The organism is Verrucomicrobium spinosum DSM 4136 = JCM 18804 (assembly GCF_000172155.1).
GTDB classification, from domain to species: Bacteria; Verrucomicrobiota; Verrucomicrobiia; order Verrucomicrobiales; family Verrucomicrobiaceae; genus Verrucomicrobium; species Verrucomicrobium spinosum.
This window is the reverse complement of the sequence record NZ_ABIZ01000001.1, coordinates 3,777,778-3,800,503: the sequence shown is the minus strand read 5'-3', so window position 1 is coordinate 3,800,503 and position 22,726 is coordinate 3,777,778. Positions and strand designations below refer to the sequence as shown.

The 22,726-nt window shown below is 58.8% G+C and carries 20 protein-coding genes; 12 read left to right on the top strand and 8 right to left on the bottom strand.

From position 1 onward, the window contains the following. Positions 1-111: 111 nt before the first annotated feature. The 7 genes from VSP_RS15300 (at position 112) to VSP_RS15270 (ending at position 8,093) form a co-directional block, all read left to right on the top strand. Positions 112-606: a ferritin-like domain-containing protein gene (locus VSP_RS15300; RefSeq protein ID WP_009961713.1), complete on the top strand. Its 495-nt coding sequence runs from the start codon at positions 112-114 to the stop codon at positions 604-606. A gap of 76 nt (positions 607-682) precedes the next feature. Beyond that, the gene (locus VSP_RS15295; RefSeq protein WP_009961712.1) at positions 683-1,255 is read left to right on the top strand and encodes a biliverdin-producing heme oxygenase; all 573 of its coding nucleotides are present in this window, start codon (positions 683-685) and stop codon (positions 1,253-1,255) included. An 8-nt stretch (positions 1,256-1,263) separates the two neighbouring features. Beyond that, entirely contained in the window at positions 1,264-3,519 is a 2,256-nt protein-coding gene (locus VSP_RS15290; protein ID WP_029190474.1) for an ATP-binding protein, read from the top strand. After that, the gene (locus tag VSP_RS15285) at positions 3,509-3,988 is read left to right on the top strand and encodes a response regulator (RefSeq protein ID WP_009961708.1); all 480 of its coding nucleotides are present in this window, start codon (positions 3,509-3,511) and stop codon (positions 3,986-3,988) included. Before VSP_RS15290 ends, VSP_RS15285 begins: the two co-directional genes overlap by 11 nt. Before the next feature lie 7 nt (positions 3,989-3,995). Further along, positions 3,996-6,050 (top strand): response regulator, encoded by a 2,055-nt coding sequence (locus VSP_RS15280; protein WP_009961706.1) that lies wholly within the window; start codon positions 3,996-3,998, stop codon positions 6,048-6,050. A 25-nt stretch (positions 6,051-6,075) separates the two neighbouring features. Beyond that, complete coding sequence (locus VSP_RS15275; RefSeq protein ID WP_009961704.1) at positions 6,076-6,723, top strand: class I SAM-dependent methyltransferase; 648 nt, start codon at positions 6,076-6,078, stop codon at positions 6,721-6,723. Between the two features lie 92 nt (positions 6,724-6,815). Next, positions 6,816-8,093 carry a putative sensor domain DACNV-containing protein gene (locus VSP_RS15270; protein ID WP_009961702.1) on the top strand — a complete coding sequence of 426 codons (1,278 nt, stop codon included), beginning with the start codon at positions 6,816-6,818 and terminating at the stop codon, positions 8,091-8,093. Between the two features lie 243 nt (positions 8,094-8,336). Here the strand turns inward: VSP_RS15270 and VSP_RS15265 are convergent, their stop codons facing one another. Further along, positions 8,337-9,170: a helix-turn-helix transcriptional regulator gene (locus VSP_RS15265; RefSeq protein WP_009961700.1), complete on the bottom strand. Its 834-nt coding sequence runs from the start codon at positions 9,168-9,170 to the stop codon at positions 8,337-8,339. Positions 9,171-9,325: 155 nt separating this feature from the next. Between VSP_RS15265 and VSP_RS15260 the strand changes: the two genes are divergently transcribed. The 3 genes from VSP_RS15260 to VSP_RS15245 all read left to right on the top strand — a co-directional run bounded on the left by VSP_RS15260 (position 9,326) and on the right by VSP_RS15245 (position 12,624). Beyond that, complete coding sequence (locus VSP_RS15260; protein WP_009961698.1) at positions 9,326-10,117, top strand: sugar phosphate isomerase/epimerase family protein; 792 nt, start codon at positions 9,326-9,328, stop codon at positions 10,115-10,117. Between the two features lie 67 nt (positions 10,118-10,184). Further along, positions 10,185-11,339 carry a Gfo/Idh/MocA family protein gene (locus tag VSP_RS15255; protein WP_009961696.1) on the top strand — a complete coding sequence of 385 codons (1,155 nt, stop codon included), beginning with the start codon at positions 10,185-10,187 and terminating at the stop codon, positions 11,337-11,339. Between the two features lie 853 nt (positions 11,340-12,192). Beyond that, positions 12,193-12,624, top strand: coding sequence for a hypothetical protein (locus VSP_RS15245; RefSeq protein ID WP_156345363.1), 432 nt, complete (start codon positions 12,193-12,195; stop codon positions 12,622-12,624). Between the two features lie 202 nt (positions 12,625-12,826). Here the strand turns inward: VSP_RS15245 and ffh are convergent, their stop codons facing one another. The 6 genes from ffh to VSP_RS15215 all read right to left on the bottom strand — a co-directional run bounded on the left by ffh (position 12,827) and on the right by VSP_RS15215 (position 19,547). Then, a complete protein-coding gene (ffh, locus tag VSP_RS15240) occupies positions 12,827-14,266 on the bottom strand; it encodes a signal recognition particle protein (RefSeq protein WP_009961691.1) in 1,440 nt (479 codons plus the stop codon). Between the two features lie 55 nt (positions 14,267-14,321). Further along, positions 14,322-15,704: a polysaccharide deacetylase family protein gene (locus VSP_RS15235; protein ID WP_009961689.1), complete on the bottom strand. Its 1,383-nt coding sequence runs from the start codon at positions 15,702-15,704 to the stop codon at positions 14,322-14,324. A gap of 113 nt (positions 15,705-15,817) precedes the next feature. After that, positions 15,818-16,957 (bottom strand): RMD1 family protein, encoded by a 1,140-nt coding sequence (locus VSP_RS15230; protein ID WP_009961687.1) that lies wholly within the window; start codon positions 16,955-16,957, stop codon positions 15,818-15,820. A gap of 82 nt (positions 16,958-17,039) precedes the next feature. Next, entirely contained in the window at positions 17,040-18,002 is a 963-nt protein-coding gene (locus VSP_RS15225; RefSeq protein ID WP_009961685.1) for an acetyl-CoA carboxylase carboxyltransferase subunit alpha, read from the bottom strand. Between the two features lie 27 nt (positions 18,003-18,029). Next, complete coding sequence (locus VSP_RS15220) at positions 18,030-19,001, bottom strand: LysM peptidoglycan-binding domain-containing protein (RefSeq protein ID WP_009961683.1); 972 nt, start codon at positions 18,999-19,001, stop codon at positions 18,030-18,032. Between the two features lie 18 nt (positions 19,002-19,019). After that, positions 19,020-19,547: a hypothetical protein gene (locus tag VSP_RS15215; RefSeq protein ID WP_009961681.1), complete on the bottom strand. Its 528-nt coding sequence runs from the start codon at positions 19,545-19,547 to the stop codon at positions 19,020-19,022. Between the two features lie 128 nt (positions 19,548-19,675). Between VSP_RS15215 and VSP_RS15210 the strand changes: the two genes are divergently transcribed. Further along, entirely contained in the window at positions 19,676-20,608 is a 933-nt protein-coding gene (locus VSP_RS15210; protein WP_009961679.1) for an AEC family transporter, read from the top strand. A gap of 15 nt (positions 20,609-20,623) precedes the next feature. On the opposite strand, the gene VSP_RS15205 is transcribed toward VSP_RS15210, so the two are convergent. After that, positions 20,624-21,646 carry a M20/M25/M40 family metallo-hydrolase gene (locus VSP_RS15205; protein ID WP_157210916.1) on the bottom strand — a complete coding sequence of 341 codons (1,023 nt, stop codon included), beginning with the start codon at positions 21,644-21,646 and terminating at the stop codon, positions 20,624-20,626. A 23-nt stretch (positions 21,647-21,669) separates the two neighbouring features. On the opposite strand from VSP_RS15205, the gene VSP_RS15200 reads away from it, so the two are divergent. Then, positions 21,670-22,641, top strand: a complete 972-nt coding sequence (locus VSP_RS15200) for a lysophospholipid acyltransferase family protein (protein ID WP_157210915.1) — start codon at positions 21,670-21,672, stop codon at positions 22,639-22,641. The last annotated feature ends 85 nt before the right edge of the window (positions 22,642-22,726 follow it).

Sequence of the window (22,726 nt, the reverse complement as noted above, 5' to 3'; positions counted from 1 at the left end):
GAGTTTCTCCGGCGCTCTCAGCAGCACGCATTTAGCTGGCGGGATGCGATCCTTGGTGAAGCAGGACGGGCAGACCTCGTCCTCACGATACAATGAGAACCCCAAAAAACCATGAATTCAAACCAGGATATCAAGCCCATCGAAGACATTCTCTCCCTCCTTCACAATCTGATTGGCATCAGCCGGGATGGTGAAGAAGGCTTCAAACAGGCCGCAGAGCACGCACGCGCGGAGAAACTGAAGCAGGTGTTCGCCAATTACAGCCACCAGCGACACGAATTTGTGACCCAACTCCAGGAGCTGGAACGCCGTTTCGGCGAGTCCGAGGTGGATGGAAACGGGTCTGCCGCGGGCAGCTTGCACCGGGCTTGGATAGGGCTCCGCACTGCGCTTACCAGCAACGACGACCAGGCACTCCTGGAGGAAGCGGAGCGTGGTGAGGATGCCGCGAAGGCCGCATTCGAGGCTGCTCAACGGGACTTTGCCGAGTTGCCGGTGGATGTGCGGTCCGCCATTGCTGCCCAATCAGCCCAGATCCGCCAGGCCCATGATGAAGTGAGAAATCTTCGCGACTCGGGCTTGTACAAACTTCCGCAGGGCAGCTAATAAGAATCGGGCCGGGAAGCGCACCCATCCACGCTTCCCGTGCCCATCGGCATACCTCCCGCCAGACTCCACTCCAATGCCAGAACTGCTCCTTTCGCTCAAAGCCGACACTCAACAAGAACATCGGCTCCTTGAGGACAGACTGGACCTCTTCAACCGAGTCACCGATCTCGCCGCTTATCGCCGCTTGCTCGAGAGCTTTTACACGCTCTACTCCCCCTTGGAAGAAATGCTCGCTGGGGCCGTGAACTGGAACTCACTGGGGTGGGATTTCGAGGCTTCACGCAAGACGCCTTGGCTGTTACAGGATCTCGTGAGCTTGGGAGCAGACCCAGCCGGGCTCGATGCCCTGCCCCGCTGTCAGGATCTTCCACTTCTCTCCTCAGCTTCCCACGCTGTGGGCTGTCTCTATGTCCTGGAGGGTTCCACTCTGGGTGGGCAGCTCATTACCAAGCAGTTCTCCTCTACCCTAGGTGCGACACCAGATCACGGCGGGCGATTCTTCTCTGGTTACGGGGCGGGCACCGTCTCTCACTGGAGGGCCTTCGGAGAATGGGTGCGATCTGTGGAGGACCAACTGGACAAGACAGAGGCAACCACCGCAGCCAGGGCTGCCTTTGTTAGCTTTGACCAATGGCTCAACCGATAGCGAAATTCATGAGTCTGGAGACCACCGTTGACCTCACGAACTGCGACCGGGAGCCCATCCACATCCCCGGCTCCATCCAGCCTCACGCCATCCTCATGGTGCTGACAGAGCCGGACCTTGTGATTCAACAAATCACAAGCAACGTCAGCACCGCGATCAAAGGGGGAGCAGAAAATTGCCTGAACCGGCCCCTGTCAGAACTGGTGGACGCCCATGACCTGGGCTATCTCCAGAGCAAAGTGCTGCCGAGGAGCTTGGACGAAGCGCCCCATTACCTCCCCGGCATGCGCTTTATCGGTCACGAAATCCGGTTCGAAGCCATAGCCCACCGCCATCAAGGCGCGCTCATTTTGGAGATGGAACATTGGGCCCAAGATGCCACGGCGGTGCACGAGGAGATTTACGGCTCTCTCAAAGCGACGCTCTCGCAACTTGATCGTATGCCGACGCTGGAGACCTTCTGCCAGAAGGCTGCGGAGCAGGTCAAGGAGTTCACCGGGTTTGACCGGGTCATGGTGTATCGATTCGCTGAGGATGATTCCGGCCATGTCATTGCAGAGGCGCGTCGCGGGGATCTGGAGAGCTATCTGGGCTTGCACTACCCCGCCGCGGACATCCCCAAACAGGCGCGAGAGCTATTCAAACGCTCTCAGCTCCGCCTCAATCCAGATGTCCGCTACCGGCCCGTTCCCCTCATCCCCGCGTTGCGACCGGACACTCGGCAACCGCTGGACATGAGCTTCTGCGTCACCCGCTCGATGTCCCCCATCCATGCGGAGTACCTGCAGAACATGGGGGTGGACGCTTCCATGTCCATCTCCATCGTCGTAAATGACCGTCTCTGGGGCCTGTTTGCCTGCCACCACTATTCCCCGCGTTACGTGTCCCATGGCACCCGCATGGCCTGCGAGTTCCTCGCCCATACCCTCTCTCTTCAAGTAGCGGGAAAAGAGGCTGCGGACCAGCACAGTTATGCAGAGATGCTTCACCGCGAGCACCAGGCGCTCGTCTCCGAGCTGTACAATTCACCCTCGCTTCCCGATGCATTGCGCTGCCCGCCTGAAGCCATGATCGGTGGAATTGAAGCCACGGGTGCGGCCCTGCTCTTTAACCACCACGTCCATCTTTACGGAATCACTCCAGACGAGAATTCCATACGTGAGCTTGCTGGCTGTCTGGGCCGGGAGGTGGAAGAGCCCGTCTGGAGCACAGACCGGCTGGGAGAGCGCTTTCCCAGTCTCTCAGCATCCTGTGCCGCTGCCAGTGGCACACTCTCCGTTCGCCTTTCCCAGGAAGCAGAAGCTTACCTGTTTTGGTTCCGGCAGGAGGAGGTCCAGACCGTCAAGTGGGCAGGTGAACCAGCCAAGGCAGTAGCGGTGGGTCCACATGGGGACCGACTGACCCCGCGCAAATCCTTTTCCCTCTGGCAAGAGACAGTGAAAGGACGCTCCCGGCCCTGGTTGACCTGTGAGTACCACGCCGCACGGCAGCTTCGACAGGCCATCTTGGAGCATTTCGTCCGCCACACAGAGCAATTGGTACGTCTCAACGCAGATCTCCAGGAACGGAACAGCCAATTAGACGCCTTCGCCTACGTCGCCTCCCACGACCTGAAGGAACCCCTCCGAGGCATCCGCAACTACTCCCAGTTCCTCATGGAGGACTTTGGCGATGATTTGGCGGACGAGGCCAAAGGCTACAACCGCACGGTCATGCGCCTGGCAGACCGGATGGAAATGCTGCTGGATTCTCTCCTGCACTATTCCCGTCTGTCCCGACTGGAGATTCCAAAATCATCTGTGGACCTCAACGAGTGCGTGGCAGATGCTCTGGAATTCCTGGTTTCCCGGGTCCAGGAGAGCGGCCTGAGGACCACCATCCCGCGCCCTCTCCCCACCGTGCTTGGCGACTCCGACCGGCTGTGTGAACTCTTCACCAATCTGGTTAGCAACGCCATCAAGTACAACGACAAACCCGTCCCAGAGGTGGTCATCACCTTTGAAACATCCGCTGACGGGGCCACATGCGAAATCCAAGTACGTGACAATGGCATCGGCATCGCTCCAGAACATCGCAACATCGTTTTCCAGATATTCAAACGCTTGCACGGGCGCAATGATTACGGTGGTGGAATTGGGGCGGGCTTGACCATTGTCCGAAAGATCGTAGAGCGTCATGGAGGAAACATCTGGATCGACTCTATCCTTGGGTTCAGCACGACCTTCTCCTTCACCCTGCCGGTCGTCTCGCCACATGCCCCGTAGTTCCCCCCAACCCTCGTTTCTAGTCGTAGAAGACAGTGACGAAGACTTCATGGCTCTGGAGCGGATCTTGCGCCGGGCCAACGCCCCCGCCCGTCTCCAGCGCTGCACCTCTGCAGAGCAGGTCCTCACGCTGATGCGGGCTCCTCTGATCCCCGACCGAACCCCGCCGGAACTCCCTTCCCTCATCGTACTGGATCTGAACCTCCCCGGCCTCAATGGCCGCACAGTGCTCACGGCCGTACGCGAGCATCCCCGGTTCAGGACGGTGCCGGTGGTGATCTTCTCCACGTCGAGCAACCCACAGGACATTGCTTGGTGTTATGAGAACGGTGCCAATTCGTATCACGTAAAGGAAATGGATTATTCCGCGTTCAAGCGAGGGGTGGAAATGCTTGTCGCCTACTGGCTGGAGGCTGTCCGGCTGCCTCCCGCGTCCGGCAGCTTGCCTGCCACGCCCTCCGGATCTTGACCCTCCCATGGCAGAAATCAGAAGTCGCTTTGTGCGCGTGCTCATCGTGGATGACTCCCCCACGGATCGCGTCATATTCCGGCGTCACCTCACCCGTGGAGCTCACCGGGAGTATCATGTGAACGAAGCCGGAACGGCGGCCGAAGCCACAGCTTTGCTCGCAAATGAGCTGCCCGACTGTGTGCTTGTGGACTTTCACCTGCCAGAAATGGACGGCCTGCAATTTGTGCGGCAGATCGTGAGAGATCATGGAAACCACACCTTCGGCATCGTCATGCTCACCTCGGCGGCGGAAATCTCCGTCGCAGTGAAGGCCCTTCAAAACGGGGCCCATGACTACCTTGAGAAGAACGGGGCTGACGGCTTTGCCCTGCGCCGGGCGGTGGAAAACGCCATGGAGAAGGCAGCCATCCAGCGTCAACTGGAGACCCAGCGGCGTGCGCTGGCCGACAAGAATGCCCAGCTTGAAGAGCACGTGACCAAGCTTGAACAGGAAGCTGCCGAGCGCCAGCGTGTGGAGGATGCCCTCCGCTCCAGCGAAACCCAGCTCCGCCTGGTGACGGACCATGCCTCCGTCCTGCTGGCGCAGGTGGACCGCGAGCACCGCTACAAGTTTGTCAATGGTGCCTACGCAGAGCGCTATGGTCGTGAGGTGAAAGACATCGTTGGCCTGCATGTCTCGGAGATTGTCGGTGAAAAGGCCTACCTCGCCGCCCTCCCGGAATTGACGGCCGCCTTTCTGGGGCAGCGGGTGGAGTTTGAGAAAGAACTGCCATATGAAGAGTTGGGTCCACGCTGGATTCATGTTGTTTACAAAGCGGAGCACGATCTCACGGGCCAGGTGGTAAGTGTCGTTGCCGTTCTGACCGATCTGACCGAGCGCAAACGAGCAGAGCAGGAACTCAAGGAGGCAAGGGATCAGGCCCTCGCCGCCTCCGGTGCCAAAGATGAATTCCTGGCCCGCCTCTCTCACGAGCTGCGCACTCCGCTCAATCCCGTGCTTCTGCTTGCCAGTGAAGCCGCGGACAATCCTCATCTGCCCGACGAAGTCCGGGCAGATTTCCACACTATCCGTAAGAACGTGGATCTTGAGGCCCGCCTCATCGATGACCTGCTCGACGTCACCCGTATCAGCCGGGGCAAGCTCTCTCTGGAACTGCGGCGGGTGGACTTGCACGATGTCGTGCGCGATGCCTTTACCAGCGTGAAGGGGGAGGCGGACAAGAAGCGTTTGCGCCTGCAATTATCCCTTGATGGCGAGTCCCCCTACGTGCTGGGAGATGCGGTACGCCTGCAACAGATCTTCTGGAATCTGCTCAACAATGCAGTGAAGTTCACCCCTGATGGGGGCAGGATCGTGGTTGCCACTCAGATCAAGGAAGCCTGGGTCACGGTCGAGGTGCAAGATGACGGCATCGGTCTTTCTAAAGAGGAGCTGACCAGCGTGTTCGATGCCTTCGCACAGGGCGAACACTCCTGGCCAAATGGATCGCATCAATTCGGCGGCCTCGGCTTGGGTTTGGCCATCTCCCGGATGCTGGTGGAAATGCACTCCGGGGAGATAAGTGCCTCCAGTCCCGGCCGCGATGCAGGAGCGATTTTCCGCGTACGTATCCCTCTGCAATCGGAGAATAACATCAGCACAACAGCGGCTCCCTCCAGTCGTCCAGCAGTTTCGACAGACAGCATCTGCCCACCGCTGCACATCTTGATCGTCGAGGATCATGAACCAACGCGCTCCGCCCTGACGGCACTGATGAAGCGGAGAGGACACCGCATCATCAGCGTTTCCTCAGTCGAAGAAGCCCGCCAGGCGGCCGCACGCCATTCTTTCGACCTGATGATCTCAGACATCGGTCTGCCGGACGGTAGCGGCTATGATCTGATGGAGGAGCTTCATGCCCGATACGGCATCAGGGCCATCGCCTTGACTGGCTATGGCATGGAACAGGATATTTCCCGCAGCACCTCAGTGGGATTTTTAGCCCACTTGACCAAACCGGTACGTATTCAGGAGCTGGAGGCAGCGATCTCAAGGTACGCGATACCTCCTCCCAAATAAGGCGCTGTAGTGGCCTTCTCCCGTCATGACACTTTCGTTCGCAGACCCGCCGGATTCATCCTCCGCTGGGTGGGATGCGGGTTTTCTTCACTCCATTGAGGACGACTCATTTGACAGCCTTTACCCCAGAGAGGTGCGGGAGATCTCCCCATGGCACTGGACCCCTGCCGAGGTCGCCAGAAAGGCAGCTGCCCTGCTTGTGAACAAACCAGGCACCCGGGTGCTCGATGTGGGTTGCGGGCCTGGCAAGTTTTGCGTGATCGGGGCAGCCACTACAAAAGGCGTCTTCACCGGGATTGAGCAACGAGGTGAGCTGGTAGGCATCGCCCGCAATCTCATCGACCGGTCGGGCATTCCCCGCGTGCAGATTGTGCATGGGAACATCACCACAGTGGACTTCACCGACTATGACGCCTTTTACATTTTCAATCCCTTCGAGGAAAATGTCCGTCAGGCGTACCAGATCGACGCCACGGTCGAGCTTAAAGCCCAGTTGTATGACATCTACACCCGCTATGTGTCGGCCCAGCTTTCGGGCCTCCCGGTGGGCGCACGCGTGGTGACGTATGCCGGGCAGTGCGATGAGATTCCCGAGGGCTACGAATGCCAACGCACCGCCTTTGGTGGCCAACTGAAGCTATGGGTGCACACCAAGCGCCACCTCGGGAGTTGAGCGGGGTACGGCATAGCCCTCTTCGCATCTTGCGTTGACGGACGAGGCACTTCTGTCGTAATGCACTCGCCTCCCTGCCCGATCTTCGCACCATGACCGGCACCACCCCTGAACTCACCCTGAAGGACACGCTGAATGTGATCCACTCCCGTGTGCAGCACCTGGCCGGATGCCCGTTGCCGCACGAGATCGAGAAAATTTGTCAGATCCTCTACGCAGCGAGCCTGCTGAAGGAGGAGGGTCGGGCAGTCCGGGCCCGCGTGATTCTCGCCCCCCCAGACAGCTTCAATCCCACGAACGGTCCACCCAATGCCAGCCACGCGATCCGCTTCGCCGTGCCGCACAAGCTGACGCCAAATGAGATCAAACGTCTCAGCCCGGCCGCCAGCTTCTTCCACTCCGTGGTGGCAGTGTGGCCGGATGAATCCCGGGACCGCAGTCTCTCCATCTGGGGTGTGATCAATACCGGACCCCGCTGGATGAACCTGGTGGCGGGGGGGCGCAAATCTGCCGGGAATGACATCTCGAACCCCGTCATCCATGTGCGCGATCCGGGATGGCTTCTCTTTTACGACGGGTACGAACTGATGGCCGAGTGGCGCGGCACGGAGTTCCATGGCCCCCGGCTGGATGTATTCCAGTCCCGTCTCCTCAATGATCGATTCCGCGAGCTGCGCCGCAAGCTCGTGGCGGAGTTGTCCGATGACTGTCTCCCCTGCTCCTTGCATCTGGAAGCGTATGCAGAGCTCAGCCATCTCATCTCCCTCCAGTTTGTAAAACGGATCATCAACCTCGTCCGAACCAGCGGCCACGGCGGCAGCGTGGTGGTGCTCCCTGAAGGAGCAGAGGGTGAAGACGCCGCTGCCCGCTGGATCGATTGCAAATACTCTGCTGAAACAGACGACGCCGGACTTCGCTTCCGCCACCTGCTGCAGTCCTTCATCCGCCGCGTGGGTGAACTGTCTCCGTCCGGTGCCACCGTGGAACAGGCCTGGGATATCTTCTGCACCAGCCGTGATCCGGAGCTGGACCAGTTGGAAGAATCCTTCTTCGAACTGGCTCGTTTCTTCTCCGACCTCATGCAAGTGGACGGCGCGCTGGTCCTTGATCAGCGTCTTTGCCTGCTGGGCTTTGGTGGGGAGATCCGCGTGGACCGCACCGTCCTGCAAGTAGGTCATGCCCAGGATCTGGACGGCACCGTCACCGTGCCCTGGAATGTCCAGGCGGACGGCACCCGTCATAGGTCCGTGTACCGGCTTTGCTCCGTGGAGCCCGAGGTCATCGGCTTTGTGATCTCTCAGGACAGCCAGGTACGCATGATCGCCAACGTGGATGACCGCGTACTTTTTTGGACGCACAGTGTGGGCTAGACAAATAACTGCGAACATCCGGCAGAAGAACTTTGGGGAGTGACGTGCGGCGCAAAGGATGATGGAACCTGCCCCGACGGGTACTACGAGGAGTGGTGCGAAAGGAACGAACGCCGGTCCCGCCACGAGAGCGCTGCCCGCATTTAGAGGAAACAACCCTCCGGAGTGCGGCCTGCACCTTGAGGCCCCGCCTCAAGGTGCAGGTGTCGATGGGTCGAGCGCATCCGGTGGCGGACGCATCCACTAAAACCTCAATTCCCCCGGCTTCCTTCGCCATGCAGAGGGGGTCATGCCGGTCTGCTGGCGGAACCAGCGGGCAAAATAGTTGGGATCCAAGATGCCTACTTTCTCCCCTACCTCTTGAATGGGCCGGTTCTCCTCAATCAATGCGACGGCTTTCTTTAGCCTGATCCTGGCTCGCATCTGCCCAAGAGTGAGGCCGCATTCCGCCCGGAGCAGGCGGTTGAGGTGATCCTGCTGGTAGCCGCTCTGCCGGGCAATCTCTTCCAGCGGCACGTCACTCGCATCCTTGGTCTCCAGCAGCCGCTCCACCCGCTTGGCCAGCGAGTAGTGACGGGCACTGCTGGAGCGGTTCACGGGAACAAGCCACCCAATGGCTTTAAGAGCCATGTCCAGGATGTCCAGCACCACAGCGGCCACTCGGAAGCTCATCTCCCGCCGCTCAATCTGAGGGTCGCGGAACAAGGTGCTCAGGCGGGATTTGGTCTCAGTGAGCTGATCAGCGGTGAGCTGGTCACAAGTGTGCGCCACGCCCCTGCCAGTGCTCATCTCCAGATCCAGCACCAGGCATAGAGGCGGGCGGCTCGCCTGCTGATCAAAGGCGTGCGGTTGCCCAGGCGGCACATGGATGACCGTGCCAGGCCTGGCGGTGTAGAGCGCGTCTCCCAGCCTCTGCTGACCCCGTCCCATCAGGTAGATCAGGAGTTGATCGTGATCATGGGAGTGCTCGTTCCACCGGGCCTCAGGCAGGTGGCGGTTGATCCGCAACCGCATGACCTTGATGCCCGCGATTTGCAGATTCAGATCCTGGATGAGCAGAGGGCGGTAGTTCTTCACAGGTCGGGCTCCGCCTAGACAAAAGCGCACTGTCGAAAAAGTGCTAGTGCAAATGCCATAGTTCTAGCAGGTTGCGATTAACCTCAACCCGCCAACTTGCTCCCGTGCGCCCCCCTTCCCGACTGACTCCTATGAGCCGATGCTGCATTCACACCATGACGACCAAACCCTGGTCGCTCGACGACTGTGCCCGGCACTACCCGGCAGCGGGCGTGGGCGGCATCACGGTCTGGCGGCAGCACCTGGCAGGCCACGACATTGCGAAAGCCGGCCAGAACCTCAGGGGCGCAGGACTAGAGATCATCAGCCTGTGCCGCGGCGGATTCTTTCCCAGCCACTCCCCCACCAGCCGACAAGCGGCCATCGACGACAATCTTCGGGCCATCGACGAAGCCCACGCGCTGGGTGCCCCGCTGATCGTCCTGGTCTGCGGTGCCGTCCCCGGGCAGCCCCTCTCCGAGTCGCGTCGCCAGATCGCGGACGGCATCGCCGCCGTCCTCCCGGCAGCAGAACAAGCCGGGGTGAAACTGGCAATCGAACCGCTTCATCCCATGTACGCCGACGATCGCTCGGCGGTGAACACGATGCGTCAGGCCAACGAGATCTGCGACCACCTCGGCTCACCCGCCAATCTCGGTCTGGCGGTGGACGTGTACCACGTCTGGTGGGATGACGCCCTCGAAGCCCAGATCAAGATCACTGGCAACAAGAACCGCCTCTTTGCTTTTCACGTCTGCGACTGGAAAACGCCCACGACCGACTTTCTCAATGATCGTGGTCTCATGGGGGAAGGCTGCATCCCCATCCGCCAGATCAAAGGGTGGGTGGAAGCGACCGGTTTTCACGGCTACTCCGAGGTGGAGATCTTCTCCACCCGTTACTGGTCGATGGACCAGACCTCCTACCTGGCCCAGATCACCCAGGCCTTTCAAGAGCATGTGGCCTGAGAACAGCGGGACTGTTCTTTCCTGATACCCAGCACCTCTTTCCTTCAATCCACGCCAACCTTACTCCATGGAAACACGCAGAATCGGCATCATCCTGAACGGCGTCACCGGACGCATGGGCACCAACCAGCACCTCATCCGCTCCATCCTTGCCATCATCAAGCAGGGCGGCCTGAAGGTGAATGACGATCTGACGCTGATGCCTGATCCGATCCTCACCGGACGGAATGAGGACAAGCTGCGCGCCCTCGCCACCCGCACGGGGGTGCAGAAGTACAGCACCGACCTGGAATCAGTGTTTAAAGACCCCACCTACGAGATCTTCTTCGATGCCTCAGGCACCCTACAGCGTGCCCGGTTCGTGGAAATGGCCGTGCAGGCTGGCAAGGCGATCTATTGTGAGAAGCCCACGGCGGTGGAGACACATGAAGCTCTCCGCCTGGCCAAGCTCTGTGAAGATGCCGGAGTAAAGAATGGAGTGGTGCAGGACAAGCTGTGGCTGCCAGGAATTCGCAAGTTCAAGGTTCTCCGTGACCAAGGCTTCTTCGGCAAGATCCTCAGCGTTCGCGGCGAGTTTGGCTACTGGGTCTTCACCGGTCTGGATGAAGATCAGCCGGCTCAGCGCCCCTCCTGGAACTACCGCAAAGAAGAGGGAGGCGGCATCATCGTGGACATGCTGTGCCACTGGCGCTATGTCGTGGACAATCTCTTCGGCGAAGTAAAGTCTGTGAGCTGCCTGGGGGCCACCCACCTCCCCCAACGTGTGGATGAGCGTGGCAACAAATACGACTGCACCTCCGACGACGCCTGCTACGCCACCTTTGAAACTGAGACCGGAGTGGTCTGCCAGTTCAACAGCTCCTGGACGGTCCGGGTGCGTCGCGATGACCTCTTCACCATGCAGGTGGATGGCACCCACGGCTCGGCCATCGTGGGACTCCGCAAGTGCTGGGCTCAGAGCCTGGGCACCACTCCCCGGCCCACCTGGAATCCAGACATTGACCAGCCCATCGACTTCAACGGCAGCTGGCAGGAGGTACCCGACGCCACCACCTACGACAACGCCTTCAAAATCCAATGGGAGCTTTTCCTGAAGCACGTGGCCATTGATGCCCCCTTCCGCTGGACTCTCCGCGAAGGTGCCAAAGGCGTGCAACTCGCCGAGGCGGGCCTGGCCTCATGGGAACAGCGCAAGTGGATCGATCTTGAGAAACTGGGCTGAGTTCGACCATGAGCACTGGCGGAGTGTCTGCGGGCACTCCGCGATGTCGTGTCAGTCGGAACTGGCTGTCCGTTACACGGCGTAACGGCTTCACAGGAGGATCGAACTCCTGTGTAGATTTTTCCACGAACGGCGAGGTCGGACCATCCGGTCCTCGCTTGACTACTTATTTTTCTTTTTCTCGGCCTTGGCGAGCTTCTTCTCCTTGGGAGTTTTGCTTGGGGCCTTCTTCTTCTCTTTTCTGGCGTCGTTGGATTTCATAGGAGTTGCTTGGTTGCTGAAATTTTGACCGTGCTAGGATAGCTTGTTCTCGAATCGGCGCAAAGGGCACTTCCTCAAAGCAGAGGATCAGATTCGCGAGAAATTCGCCCGACTCTTCGTTTTCACTCGATGACATATGCCCCCAACCCGCTCCCTTGCCCCTGCTGCGGAGAGACGATGACTCTGGGCAAAGCCGATATCAACTGCACGGGCCTGGGCTTTCTGATGTTTGGCCACGGGTACCAGCACCTGTACTTCAAGCCACGTAGGGAAAGCCGCGACGCGCCCAGACCGAAGAAGGTGAAAGTTCTCGACTACCAACAAGCACCTTCATGCTTTCTCTGTCCCAAGTGCGGAACCTTCGTTTTGCCCCCAGGTCCGGTTTCGGCAGTTTCCCGCCCTTCCTGACAACTTGCCCGTCACGGGAAGGCATTTGCCAGGCTTCCTACGCGCAAGCTTCTCGACGGAATCGTATTGAGTGTTATGGTGTTTTGACTCGCCCCCTTGGCCCGCCCGTACGGGTTCCCTTGCGGGCGGATATTCTGAGTCGGTTGCACCTGCCTTCGCTTCCCCGAATCGAAAACGCATGAGCATGAATCACCTCCCGGCCATCCTCAGCCTGCTCATCGCGTTGGCAGTTGGGTACCTGACCCTCACCGTGGAATCGCGAGTGGTGCACCAGGAACATGCGTTGGAAAAACTGCGGCAGGAACTGGGGGAAACCCGCAAGAAGCTTGAGGAGACCACGCAGACTGCGTCCTTTTTGGACGACCAGATTTTTGCCCTCAAAGAGGACTTCAGAAAGGGGCCGACGGCGGGCATCCCTGTGGATGCGCCTGTGACCCGCGCTCAACTGGATGCCGCGCTTAAGGAATACACCCTCATCATGGATGAGAAGATCAAGCCACTGCTGGCACGTCCCATCGAGCTAAAAATCTGGGACATGGCCAACCCCACTGCAGAGGTCACCCCCCTCGTGCCGCCCCCGGACGCAGGTGCAAAAGAGGAAAAGAAGGGGCCTTAGCCCTCCTTGGAAGGCTTATTTCCCGGATGCTCCCATAAAAATGGAGATGCCGGTCACTGCGAGGCATCCCCAACCAGACAGCATGGCCTCTCCGCCAAGGTAGAAGAGCCGCCTCAGTTCTTGTTCCCGATAAACACAGCAGCCAGGAGCCGAGACGGCTCGTCTGCCTTGTCACCCGAGCGCTGCATCGGCCCCCCGGGGTCTAGAATTTGAAGCCCTTCGGCCGCTTGCTCATTTTGGGCATTCCTCCTTTGCCGCCGCCGCCAAAGCCCGGAGGCATGCCGCCCATTCCTCCCAGGCTGCTGAGATCTGGCATGCCACCAGCCCCGCCACCGCCCATCATGCTGCCCATCAACCCCTTCATCATGCCCTTGTTCCGCATCAACTTTCGCATCATCTCAAACTGCTTGAGGAGCTGATTTACTTCCACCACAGGGCGCCCACTGCCATTGGCGATGCGTTTGCGACGGCTGCCGTTGAGCAATTCCGGCTTGGTACGCTCCTTGGCGGTCATGCTCAGGATGATTGCCTCCACATGCTTCATCCGCTTCTCTTCCACATTGAGCCCCTTAAGTGCGCCCATGCCAGGCAGCATGCCCAGGATGGACTCCAGCGGTCCCAGCTTGCGCATGAACTTCATCTGGCCGAGGAAATCATTGAAGTCGAACTTCGCCTCCTGCACCCGCTTGGCGATGCGCATGGCATCTTCCTCATTGATGGCATCTGCGGCCTTCTCCACGAGTGAGACGACATCCCCCATGCCGAGTATGCGCTGAGCCATGCGATCAGGGTGGAAGACTTCCAGCTGGTCAATCTTCTCCCCCATGCCCACAAACTTCACCGGGCATCCGGTGACCTGTTTCATGGAAAGCAACGCCCCGCCACGAGCATCGCCATCCAGCTTCGTCATGACGAGGCCGGTGATCCCGATGGCGTCATTAAAGGTCTTGGCCACGCTCACTGCCTGCTGACCGGTGGCCGCGTCTGCCACGAGCAAGACTTCACGCGGCTGCACTACGTTTTTGATCTTGATCAGTTCTTCCAGGAGGCCCTCGTCCACTTCCTGACGACCGGCGGTGTCAAAGATGGCAATACCTCCCCCCTGTTTCTCCACCCACTCCAGGCCCTGCTTTGCGGCACGCACGGCGTCCTTCTCCCCTTCCTCTGGCTGGAACACCGGCACCCCGATGCTCTCGCCCAGCACCACGAGTTGCTTCACGGCCGCAGGCCGGAACACGTCACACGCAACCAGCAGGGGCTTCTTGCCCTGCTTTTTCAAAAGGGCCGCCAGCTTGCCTGAAGTGGTGGTCTTACCTGCCCCGTTCAAACCCGCGATAAGCAGGCGCTGCGGAGGATTCAAATCCAGAGTGGCAGTCCCTTCGCCCAACAGGACGACCAGTTCGTCGTGGAAGATCTTGACGATCTGCTGACTGGGGGAAACGGTCCGCAGCACTTCCTCCCCCAGTGCCTTGGTCTTGACGTTCTCGACAAGATCCTTGGCCACCTTGAAGTCCACATCTGCCTCCAGCAATCCCATGCGAATTTCACGCATCGAATCGCTGATGTTGGATTCACTGATCTTGCTGTGACCGCGGAGCTTTTTGAAAGCGCCTTCGAGTTTTTCCTGGAGTGCTTCGAACATGGCAGATGAAAAGAGTATGGAGGAGGAGCCGGTTGGCTGTTGCCGCGATGGGAAATTAAGCTTTGGGCGCGGGAGGAGGAGTGGCCGTGGCAGCCGAGCCGGCGGCCGGTTGGTATGATGAGCTCTGGTCCACTTTGAACTTCCAGCTGAGGACCTCAGCCTTGTCTGCGCTGGCGCGGCGGAAAGAAAGCTGGGCGGTGCATTCCTCCAAACGCAACATCTGCGGCACACGGAACCGCACCGTCTGCGTTGCGGGATCGAACTCCACAGGGACAAGCCCGAAGCCACTGACGCGGAGAGCCAGGCTGTCCGGCAGCACAGGCCCCACCCGGGCTAGATTGGCCTCGATCAAAGGCCTGCGATCTGCGATGGTAGCTCCCGGCTGGGGCTGTAGCACAACGAGCTTGTTGCCATGTTCGTCCACTTCGTCGGTTTTTAGGAACTTGCTGTCGGCGATGTTGCCACCACCTCCGCGGAAGTTCGTAGCCAGGCGGAAGTTCACGTCTTTGTCGCCAATCTGCACGAAGCGCGGGAGCTTGCCATTGGGAGTGTCCCAGGTCGTCTTTTGCGGATTCACCGTGACTGCAGCTTCGTAGCCAGCATCCAGACACATCTGGGCGATCTCGTCAGACTTGTTGCCATACGGATAAGCGAAGGTTCTACAGGGAACGCCAAAGGTCTCCTCGAGGAACTTCTTTGATTCCACAATTTCGACTTCCAGCCACTTGTGGTACTGCTCGTCCGTCTTGCCATGCCGGGCAGTGAGGGCCTGGTGAGACACGCTATGGCTGCCCAACTCGGCACCGTACTTCATCATCTCGCGAATCTGGTCGAGCGTCAGAGATCGACCGCCGCGGTTCACGTAGTTCTTGTAGAGATACACCGTGAACGGGTAGTTGAACTCCTTCAGAATCGGGAAGCAGTACTCATGCACCCCCAGCCAGCCATCATCCATTGTGATGACCACTGACTCTTCAGGGATGTTTTTCTCTCCGCGCTTCCAAGCAAGGACATCTGCAAGAGGAATTACCGGGATCTTGGCGTCCTTGAGAGCCTGCATCTGCGTCCGGAAGGTGGTGGCAGTGATGACCATATCACTCCGGGAGGATTTCTCCGCGAAGTCATGGTAACACATGATGGAGACCAGCGCTGACTTGTTCAGCTCAAAAAGCTCTGCCTTGGGCACCTCGATCTCGCTGCCATCCGCTGCGAACATCTTGCCATTCTCCAGCGTCTGCTGGAGTCTCTCTTCCTCGGCCGAGAGCGGCGCTTCCACCGGCGGCGGCGGTGCGGGTGGAGGGGGCTTGGGGAGGAATTCCTTGAGCTTCTCAAGGCAGGAGGTCAGGACACAAAGGCACAATACCGCTACAGCCAGCTGCTTCAGCCAGGGCAGGAAACGGGCAAATGTGACACCAGAAATGGGTCTGCGGGGGCGCATCCTCTGACGTTACGTATGGAGCGGGAAAATGCGAGCAGGTTGTGCACCCAACGAGCAGTCCGATCCCCTGCGCCAAAGGGCCCTTTCACAGCCCAGATCCACGCAAATCCCGACTACTTGGCGAGTTCTGCGAGGAGCAGCACGATATCAATCACAAACATCAGGACAATGGACGCCTCCAGCACCAACATGATGCGGTGATTCTGCTCCTGTTTGAGCATCTCGTACAAGTCATCAAGCGTCTTCAGCTTTTCGTCGATGCTGCGATGCCAGTCTGGCAGGTGGAAGCGGCGGGAGACCGTGTCGTAGAGTCTAGCCAGATGCCAGTCACCGAAGAACTTCGTGATGTTGGAAAGCTCATCGCTAAAACGAGCCAGATCGATGCGCACCTCCCGCAGATGGGGCAGAAGCCGCTTGTGATCCCGAATGCGGGGAGGACGCTGGAGGTCGGCGTAGGAACGTTCCAACGCTGTGTCGATGAGCTGGTCGTAAGCCTCCAGTTCCTCGAGCTGGACGTTGGCAAGCTCCATCACAAACAGAGATTCCTCAAAGTCCGCTGGCCGATCCACGATGAGGGCAGCGTCCCAGTCCACAACGATCAGGTCAGACTGGTAGTAAGAAAGGTGCTTGCTGGTGGATTCGAGTGCCTCCTGGTGCGACAACGGCGGGTCAGAGGTTTCCTGGGTGATGAGCGTTGCGATGATCCTCCGATTGACACGAAACCACTCCTCTGCATTGAACCACTGCCCTCCCGCAAAACCGCCGGGAGACTCCACGCAGAACACCGTGTAGGCCTCTTCCTCCTGAAGCACCTCGACGGGGCGCACCGCCACTGTCCCAAGTTCCTGCCTGAGAATCTCGGAAAGCTCCCTGGCGTGCCGTTGCAGAGCCCCCCCTGCAAATTGGGACCGATGGAACTGGCTAAGGTCCTCCAGGCGATCCACTTCAAAGGAGACTCTCAGTGTCAGACTGATCGCCCCGATGGGCAGCACCTTCACCGAGCGCCCTACCTTCACCACTCTGCCTCCCTCAAGCGGCAGATCCAGAGGTTCCAGCCTGGCCATCCTCGGCTGATAGAAAAGCTGCTGGCGTGGGCTCCGCTTCGAGACGCCCACATGCTGGGCCACCAACGGCTTACCAAGGAGATGCGTCAACCCAGGTCGCCGCAACTCGTAAGCAATGTCGAAGGCATAAAAGTAAACAACTTCGCCCTTCAGTGCTGAGCCTGTGACGGCGCTATCCCCTTCTGCCATGCACTACTCTACTCCGTTCAGGGACGGTGTATCAAGCCGTGGATCACGTTTCCGTCACCCACGACTTAGGGACAGGCTGACCTTACTCGCCTTCGGTAAACTTGCCGTAGGAGCGGAACTTCTCATACCGCTTTTGGAGCAGCTCTTCCGTACCCAGCGGGGTCAGTTCCGCCAAGGCGGACACAAGGGCAGATTTCAGCGAGGCTGCGACAGCGTGGTGGTCGTTGTGGGCACCACCATGGGGCTCAGGGACAATATGGTCTATGATCCCGAGATCCATGAGGTCAGGGGCGCTAAGTTTCAGGGCCTGGGCTGCCTCCGGAGCATGCTGCCGGTGTTTCCAAAGAATGGCGGCACAGCCTTCTGGTGAAATCACCGAGTAGTAGGCGTTCTCCAACATCATGACTCGGTCCGTCACACCGATGCCCAAGGCCCCACCGGAACCGCCTTCACCAATCACCACTGAAACCATTGGTGTGCGGATTTTCATCATTTCCAGCAGGTTGAAGGCAATGGCCTCCGCGATGTTGCGCTCCTCCGCCCCAATGCCCGGAAAGGCCCCCGGGGTGTCGATCATGCAGATGACCGGCAGACCGAACTTCTCCGCCATGCGCATGAGCCTGAGGGCCTTGCGGTACCCTTCCGGATGGGCGCTGCCGAAGTTGCGGAGCAGGTTTTCCTTGGTGTCGCGACCCTTTTGCTGACCGATCAGCATCACTCGCTGGCCATTGAGTGTGGCGAACCCTGCGGGCATCGCATTGTCATCGCCAATGTGACGATCCCCATGCAACTCGACAAACTCGTCAAAACAGAGTCTGGCGTAGTCAAGCATATACGGGCGCTGGATGTGGCGCGCGATTTGCACCCGCTGCCACGGGCTGAGGTTGGCGTAGGTTTCCTCCTGTAGCTCCGCCAGTTTCTTCTCGAGATCGGCAATCGCAAGCGTGACTTTGCTCGTGTTCTTCAGAGCCTGCTTGCGGCGCAGCTCTTCCAGCTCTTCCCGCGCCTTGACGAGCGGTTTTTCAAATTCCAAAACTTGTTTCATGTTGCTGACAAAAAGTTGAATTTAAGGTTAGCGCGCGACAAACAACTTCGTCTGCGTGCGGACGATTGTGAACAGCTCTTCAATGTCCTCCCGGGCCAGAAACACCCCGGTTTCCGGGATGCCCGCCAGGCCATCATCATCGTCGTCGTCCACAACTTTATTGGCAGCCTTTGAGCCGCCTTTGGACTTCCCTTTGGTCGCCGCAGCGGGCTGGGAGGGTGTCGTCGTCTTATCAACAAGCGGCTTCGCCTTGGGCAGCCCCCGGAGATTAAATCCGGTCTTGTGACCAACCAGCCATTTGTCAGCACTGATGAAAAGAGGATTCTCCGAGGTCACGGCCTTGCCATTGTGCCAGGCGCTTTTTGCCTGGATCACGGTCTCGGCGGGTGCCTTCATCCCAGGGGGCAGGCGGACTTCCAGAGCCTGATATTCCTTGAAGAAGTAGCCCTTCTCCCGGGTCCCGCGCCAGAGCTGGACGGTCTTGGAAGAGATGTCCACCACGATCTCAAAGTCCAGGGGAAAAACGAACAGGTGATCTCCAGGCTGCAGATTGGTGCTCAGCATGCCATTGGCCCGCATGATGCATTCCACGCTCGTCTGGTTTTTGCGGGCGATGAGCCCCATCGAGTCGCCCGGCTGAACGATGTAGTCCTTTCTCTGCGGATTGGCCTCCTGGGAGAAAAGCATGTCCATGTTCAGCTCGCCAATGATCCGGCGGGCCTCAGGCCCTGCGGAGGTCTCAGGAAAGCTGTCCAGCAGACGATAGAGCGCCTTTCGCCCCTCCGCGTAGTTCGAGGCGTTGATGAATTCCATTGCTTCATCAAAACGGCGCACCCCTGGATCCGGCAGACTAGTGTGCTTGCCCTGCATTTTCTTGATCTGGCCCTGAACCACCGTCTCATGCCCGAGGACACGAGTGTAGTACCAGTAAGCGGCAGCAAGCACCGAACCTGCGATACCCACCGCAAGAAGGAAGACGAGGATTTTAAATCGGCTCATCGTATCCGTGGCATCAGCTCAGCCTAGCAGGCCCCGACGCTTGAAATCGAACATGTTGATATTTTGGGACTTCTCAATCATTTCGAAAAAGAACCTCAGCAGCGAGATCTCCCAGGTGTCGTCAACACCCTGAATGATGGCTCGCATGGGATTGCCAGAGGCGCGCTGCTCGGTCAGCAACTTGTCGCACACAGTGGCAAATGACTCATGAACGATCTCCTCGCTCACGGTGGTACGCTTAAAATTGAACCTGTAGCGCAGGATCGCAAGATCCTTGAGGTGGTTCTTCACCCACTGGCCAAAAGCCTCCGCCTCGGCTCCGAATCCCTCGAAACTCCAGTCGTCTGTCACCGTAGGGGTGACGATCATGGGGCGTTCCGCCTCGATCCGGCCTTGGCGCACTCGCGTCACATTGGTGGAGTCCATGAGTTCGGTCACCAGTTGAAACTCGAACTGGGTGGTGCCAAAAGTATCAATGCGACGATCAGGCTCGTGAAGAACCTTCGTGTTTTCGATCGTGTACTGAAAATCGAACTCAGAATGCATTTCTAGGTGGGAGGCAGAGGGTAGTGCGGAATGGCTTCGTGGCTAGCGTTTTTTGAGGCTTGGATTTGCGAGGGGGATTCCATCAGATCGCTCTTGAATGCGGAGCTGGCCCCCTTGAATCTGCGGAGATGTTCTTTGACCTCTTCCTGAATGTTTGCGCTCCCATTTTCTTTGTGGTGGGTCTGGGATGGCTCTTGGACCGGAAATTCCGGCTCCATCTGGAGACTCTGGTCAAACTGAACATCTATCTTCTGGTACCAGCTTTCATCTTCACCCGGGTGCTCGACACCGAACTGGCCGGTCACGAAGCGTTGCAGATTGTGGGGTTCACCCTGGCCACCATCACCCTCATGTTCATCTGTAGCACAATTGCAGCCAGAGTCCTCAAAATGCACTCGCAACAGCGGCAGGCTTTGCGCTTGGCCACCATGTTCTACAACTGTGGAAATTATGGCCTACCCCTGGTGACGCTGGCTTTTGGCCATGAGGGTGCCGCAGTTCAAGTTTATGTCCTGGCAACGATGAATGTTGCCACTTTCACAATCGGTCTCTTTCTCGCTCAGGAGCGCGGTGAAAAGCCGGGGGCGCACTGGCGGGCGCTCAATGGAATGCTGAGGCAACCCACGCTCTACGCCCTGCTTGCTGGAGTGCTGGCCAAATCCACCGGGCTTCACCTTCAGGAGGTGACATGGCTCTGGCAGCCACTGGATCTGCTCCAGGCCGCTTTGGTGGGATTTGCCCTCCTCACCCTGGGGGTCCAGATGTCTCAGACCCGCCCCGCCCCCTTCCGCGCTCCGCTGTTTGCCGCTCTGGGCATTCGCCTCATTCTTAGCCCTCTACTGGCTCTTGGGCTGACTCAAATCATGGGATTTCCTCCGGCGGTAGCAGCTTCTCTGGTCCTCGCGACGGGGGCTCCCACGGCCGTGAACACAGCCCTGCTTGCGCATGAATTTGGTGGCGATGTCTCATTCGCCACCTCTTCCGTGTACTACACCACCTTGGTCAGCATGCTCACGACCACCGTGACCCTGAGCCTGCTGAAGCTGTGGCTGGCTGCCTGACGAGCGATCTGAAAATCAGACCAAAGTCTCTTCGAACTTGGCATTGGACGCCTCAAGGTGCTTCTTGTACTCCTTCATGCGAAGGGTCACACGCTCTTCAAGGGTGCGCTCACCAAGCCCCTGATGCTCGGTGCCCACCAGGGCCACCACCAGATTCACCGTGGCTTTCACGTCTTCAAGCATCACATATTCGGCAGAGACATTCTGGTCGTCGTCCAGATTGTGATAGTTGCCCAGAGGGACGCTCAGACCGGCGCTGCGAATCCCGCAGGCCTGGAGCGCAGTGGCCTCGCAAGCCCCGGCGTCCAGAAGGCAACGTTGGACTCGAATCCCCTGCTCTGCGGCGGTGCGCATGACCGTGGCGATCAAGTCATGGTCAAACACCGAAAGGCGGTCGCCCACACGAACGATGGGCCCATCACCCATTTCCGCACCGTTCACAGGACGGCTGGTTTCAACGGACAGAAACGCGGCCTCTTTTCCGAAAGGCCAGTGTTTGCCCAGGTGCCAGGCTCCCAGGAAGCCCACTTCCTCAGCGCGGGTGAAGGCGGCATGCACCGTTGCATCCAGACCCAGACGGGCCAGCTCTTTAATGGTGGCAATAATCACAGCACAACCAATCAGATCGTCACAGGCCGCAGCGCCCACTTTGCCTTCTTCAATGGTGACGGGGAAACCCCACGGCGCAATTTCGCCGTTCTCGCGACGGAGAGCGATGTTCTCAGGGAGATCCACAATCGATTTCGGCACGCCACCCAGAAACTCCCAGTCCCCATTCTTGCCAGGGCTCTTCACCCAAGCCGGGTGATCCATGTGCGCGCCCAACACCCAGACCGGGCTGGACTTGCGCTTACCCTTGCGATAGGTCGCCAGCAAATTGCCAAAGGCATCGGTGGACAGCTCCACATGGGGCACGTCCAGAAGGAGCTGCTCAATTTGCGCCCGCACATGATATTCATGAAATGGGGCGGTCGGTTGATTCAGGAGCTTCTTGAGGATAGAGGTCAGCGTGTCGGCCATTGCCCACTCTATACTCATTTCTCCCAGTACCAAACGTGATCGTGAAGAAGATTCGCCACCGGATTGAGACATTTCTAGTGAACTTCGGAGTCTGGTGGCTCCCAAAACTCTCCAGGGGACAAGTTTTGCTCCTCAGCAAGGTGATCGGACTGCTCGCTTTTGCCATCGACTACCGCGGCCGCAGCACGGCCATTGCAAACCTCAAGGCGGCTTTTGCCCGGGAGAACATTACTCCCGCCCAAGCTCGTCGCATCGCGATCGGCAGTTTCCAGAATTTCGCCCGCACCTTCCTGGATCTTTTCTGGATCGCGGGGCACCCGAAGGAGGAATTGCCGGAAATTGCGAAGCTTTCCTGGCAGGATTCCGAAACGCCCGCCATGGCAAAATCCCGGGGCGCACTCTGGGTCACACCGCACTATGGCAACTTTGAGGTCCTCAGCCTTATCGTGGGCCTTCAGGGCTTCACCCAACTCACCATCGCTCAAGACTTCAAAAATGCCGCATTGACCGACATCTTTGCCCGGCTCAGGCAGAAAACTGGCCACGAAATCATCCCGCAACAAGGGGCGATGTTACGAATCTTCAAGCAACTAAAACGAAACGGGCACGCTTCACTGCTTGCCGATCTCACCGTCAAACCCGGCCGCGCCGCCACGGTGATCGAGTGTTTTGGACTGAAAACTTGTGTCCCCAACCTGCACACGAGCCTGGCATTCCGGCTGGGGCTGCCCCTCCTGCCCGCGACCGCCCTCCCTCTGACAGATGGGACGTACCGCTGCCATTTCCTCGACCCCATGGAGGCTTCAGACTATCCCTCCATCGACACCATGACCCAGGCGGTGTGGGACCGGTTCGAACCCCAAATCCGCCAGCACCCCGAGTGCTGGATGTGGATGTACAAGCACTGGCGCTACCTCCCCGGCCCAGAACACGATTCCCGATATCCGGAGTACGCCAATCCCAACCGCCAGTTCCGGGAGATGCTCCCCGTTGCGCAATTGCCCCCGCCGTGATTTTCCGGGCCAGAGGAAGATGCCTACACACCCTCGGGAAAACTGAACGCAAGAAAGGCACGGTAAACCGTGCCTTTCCCAGAAA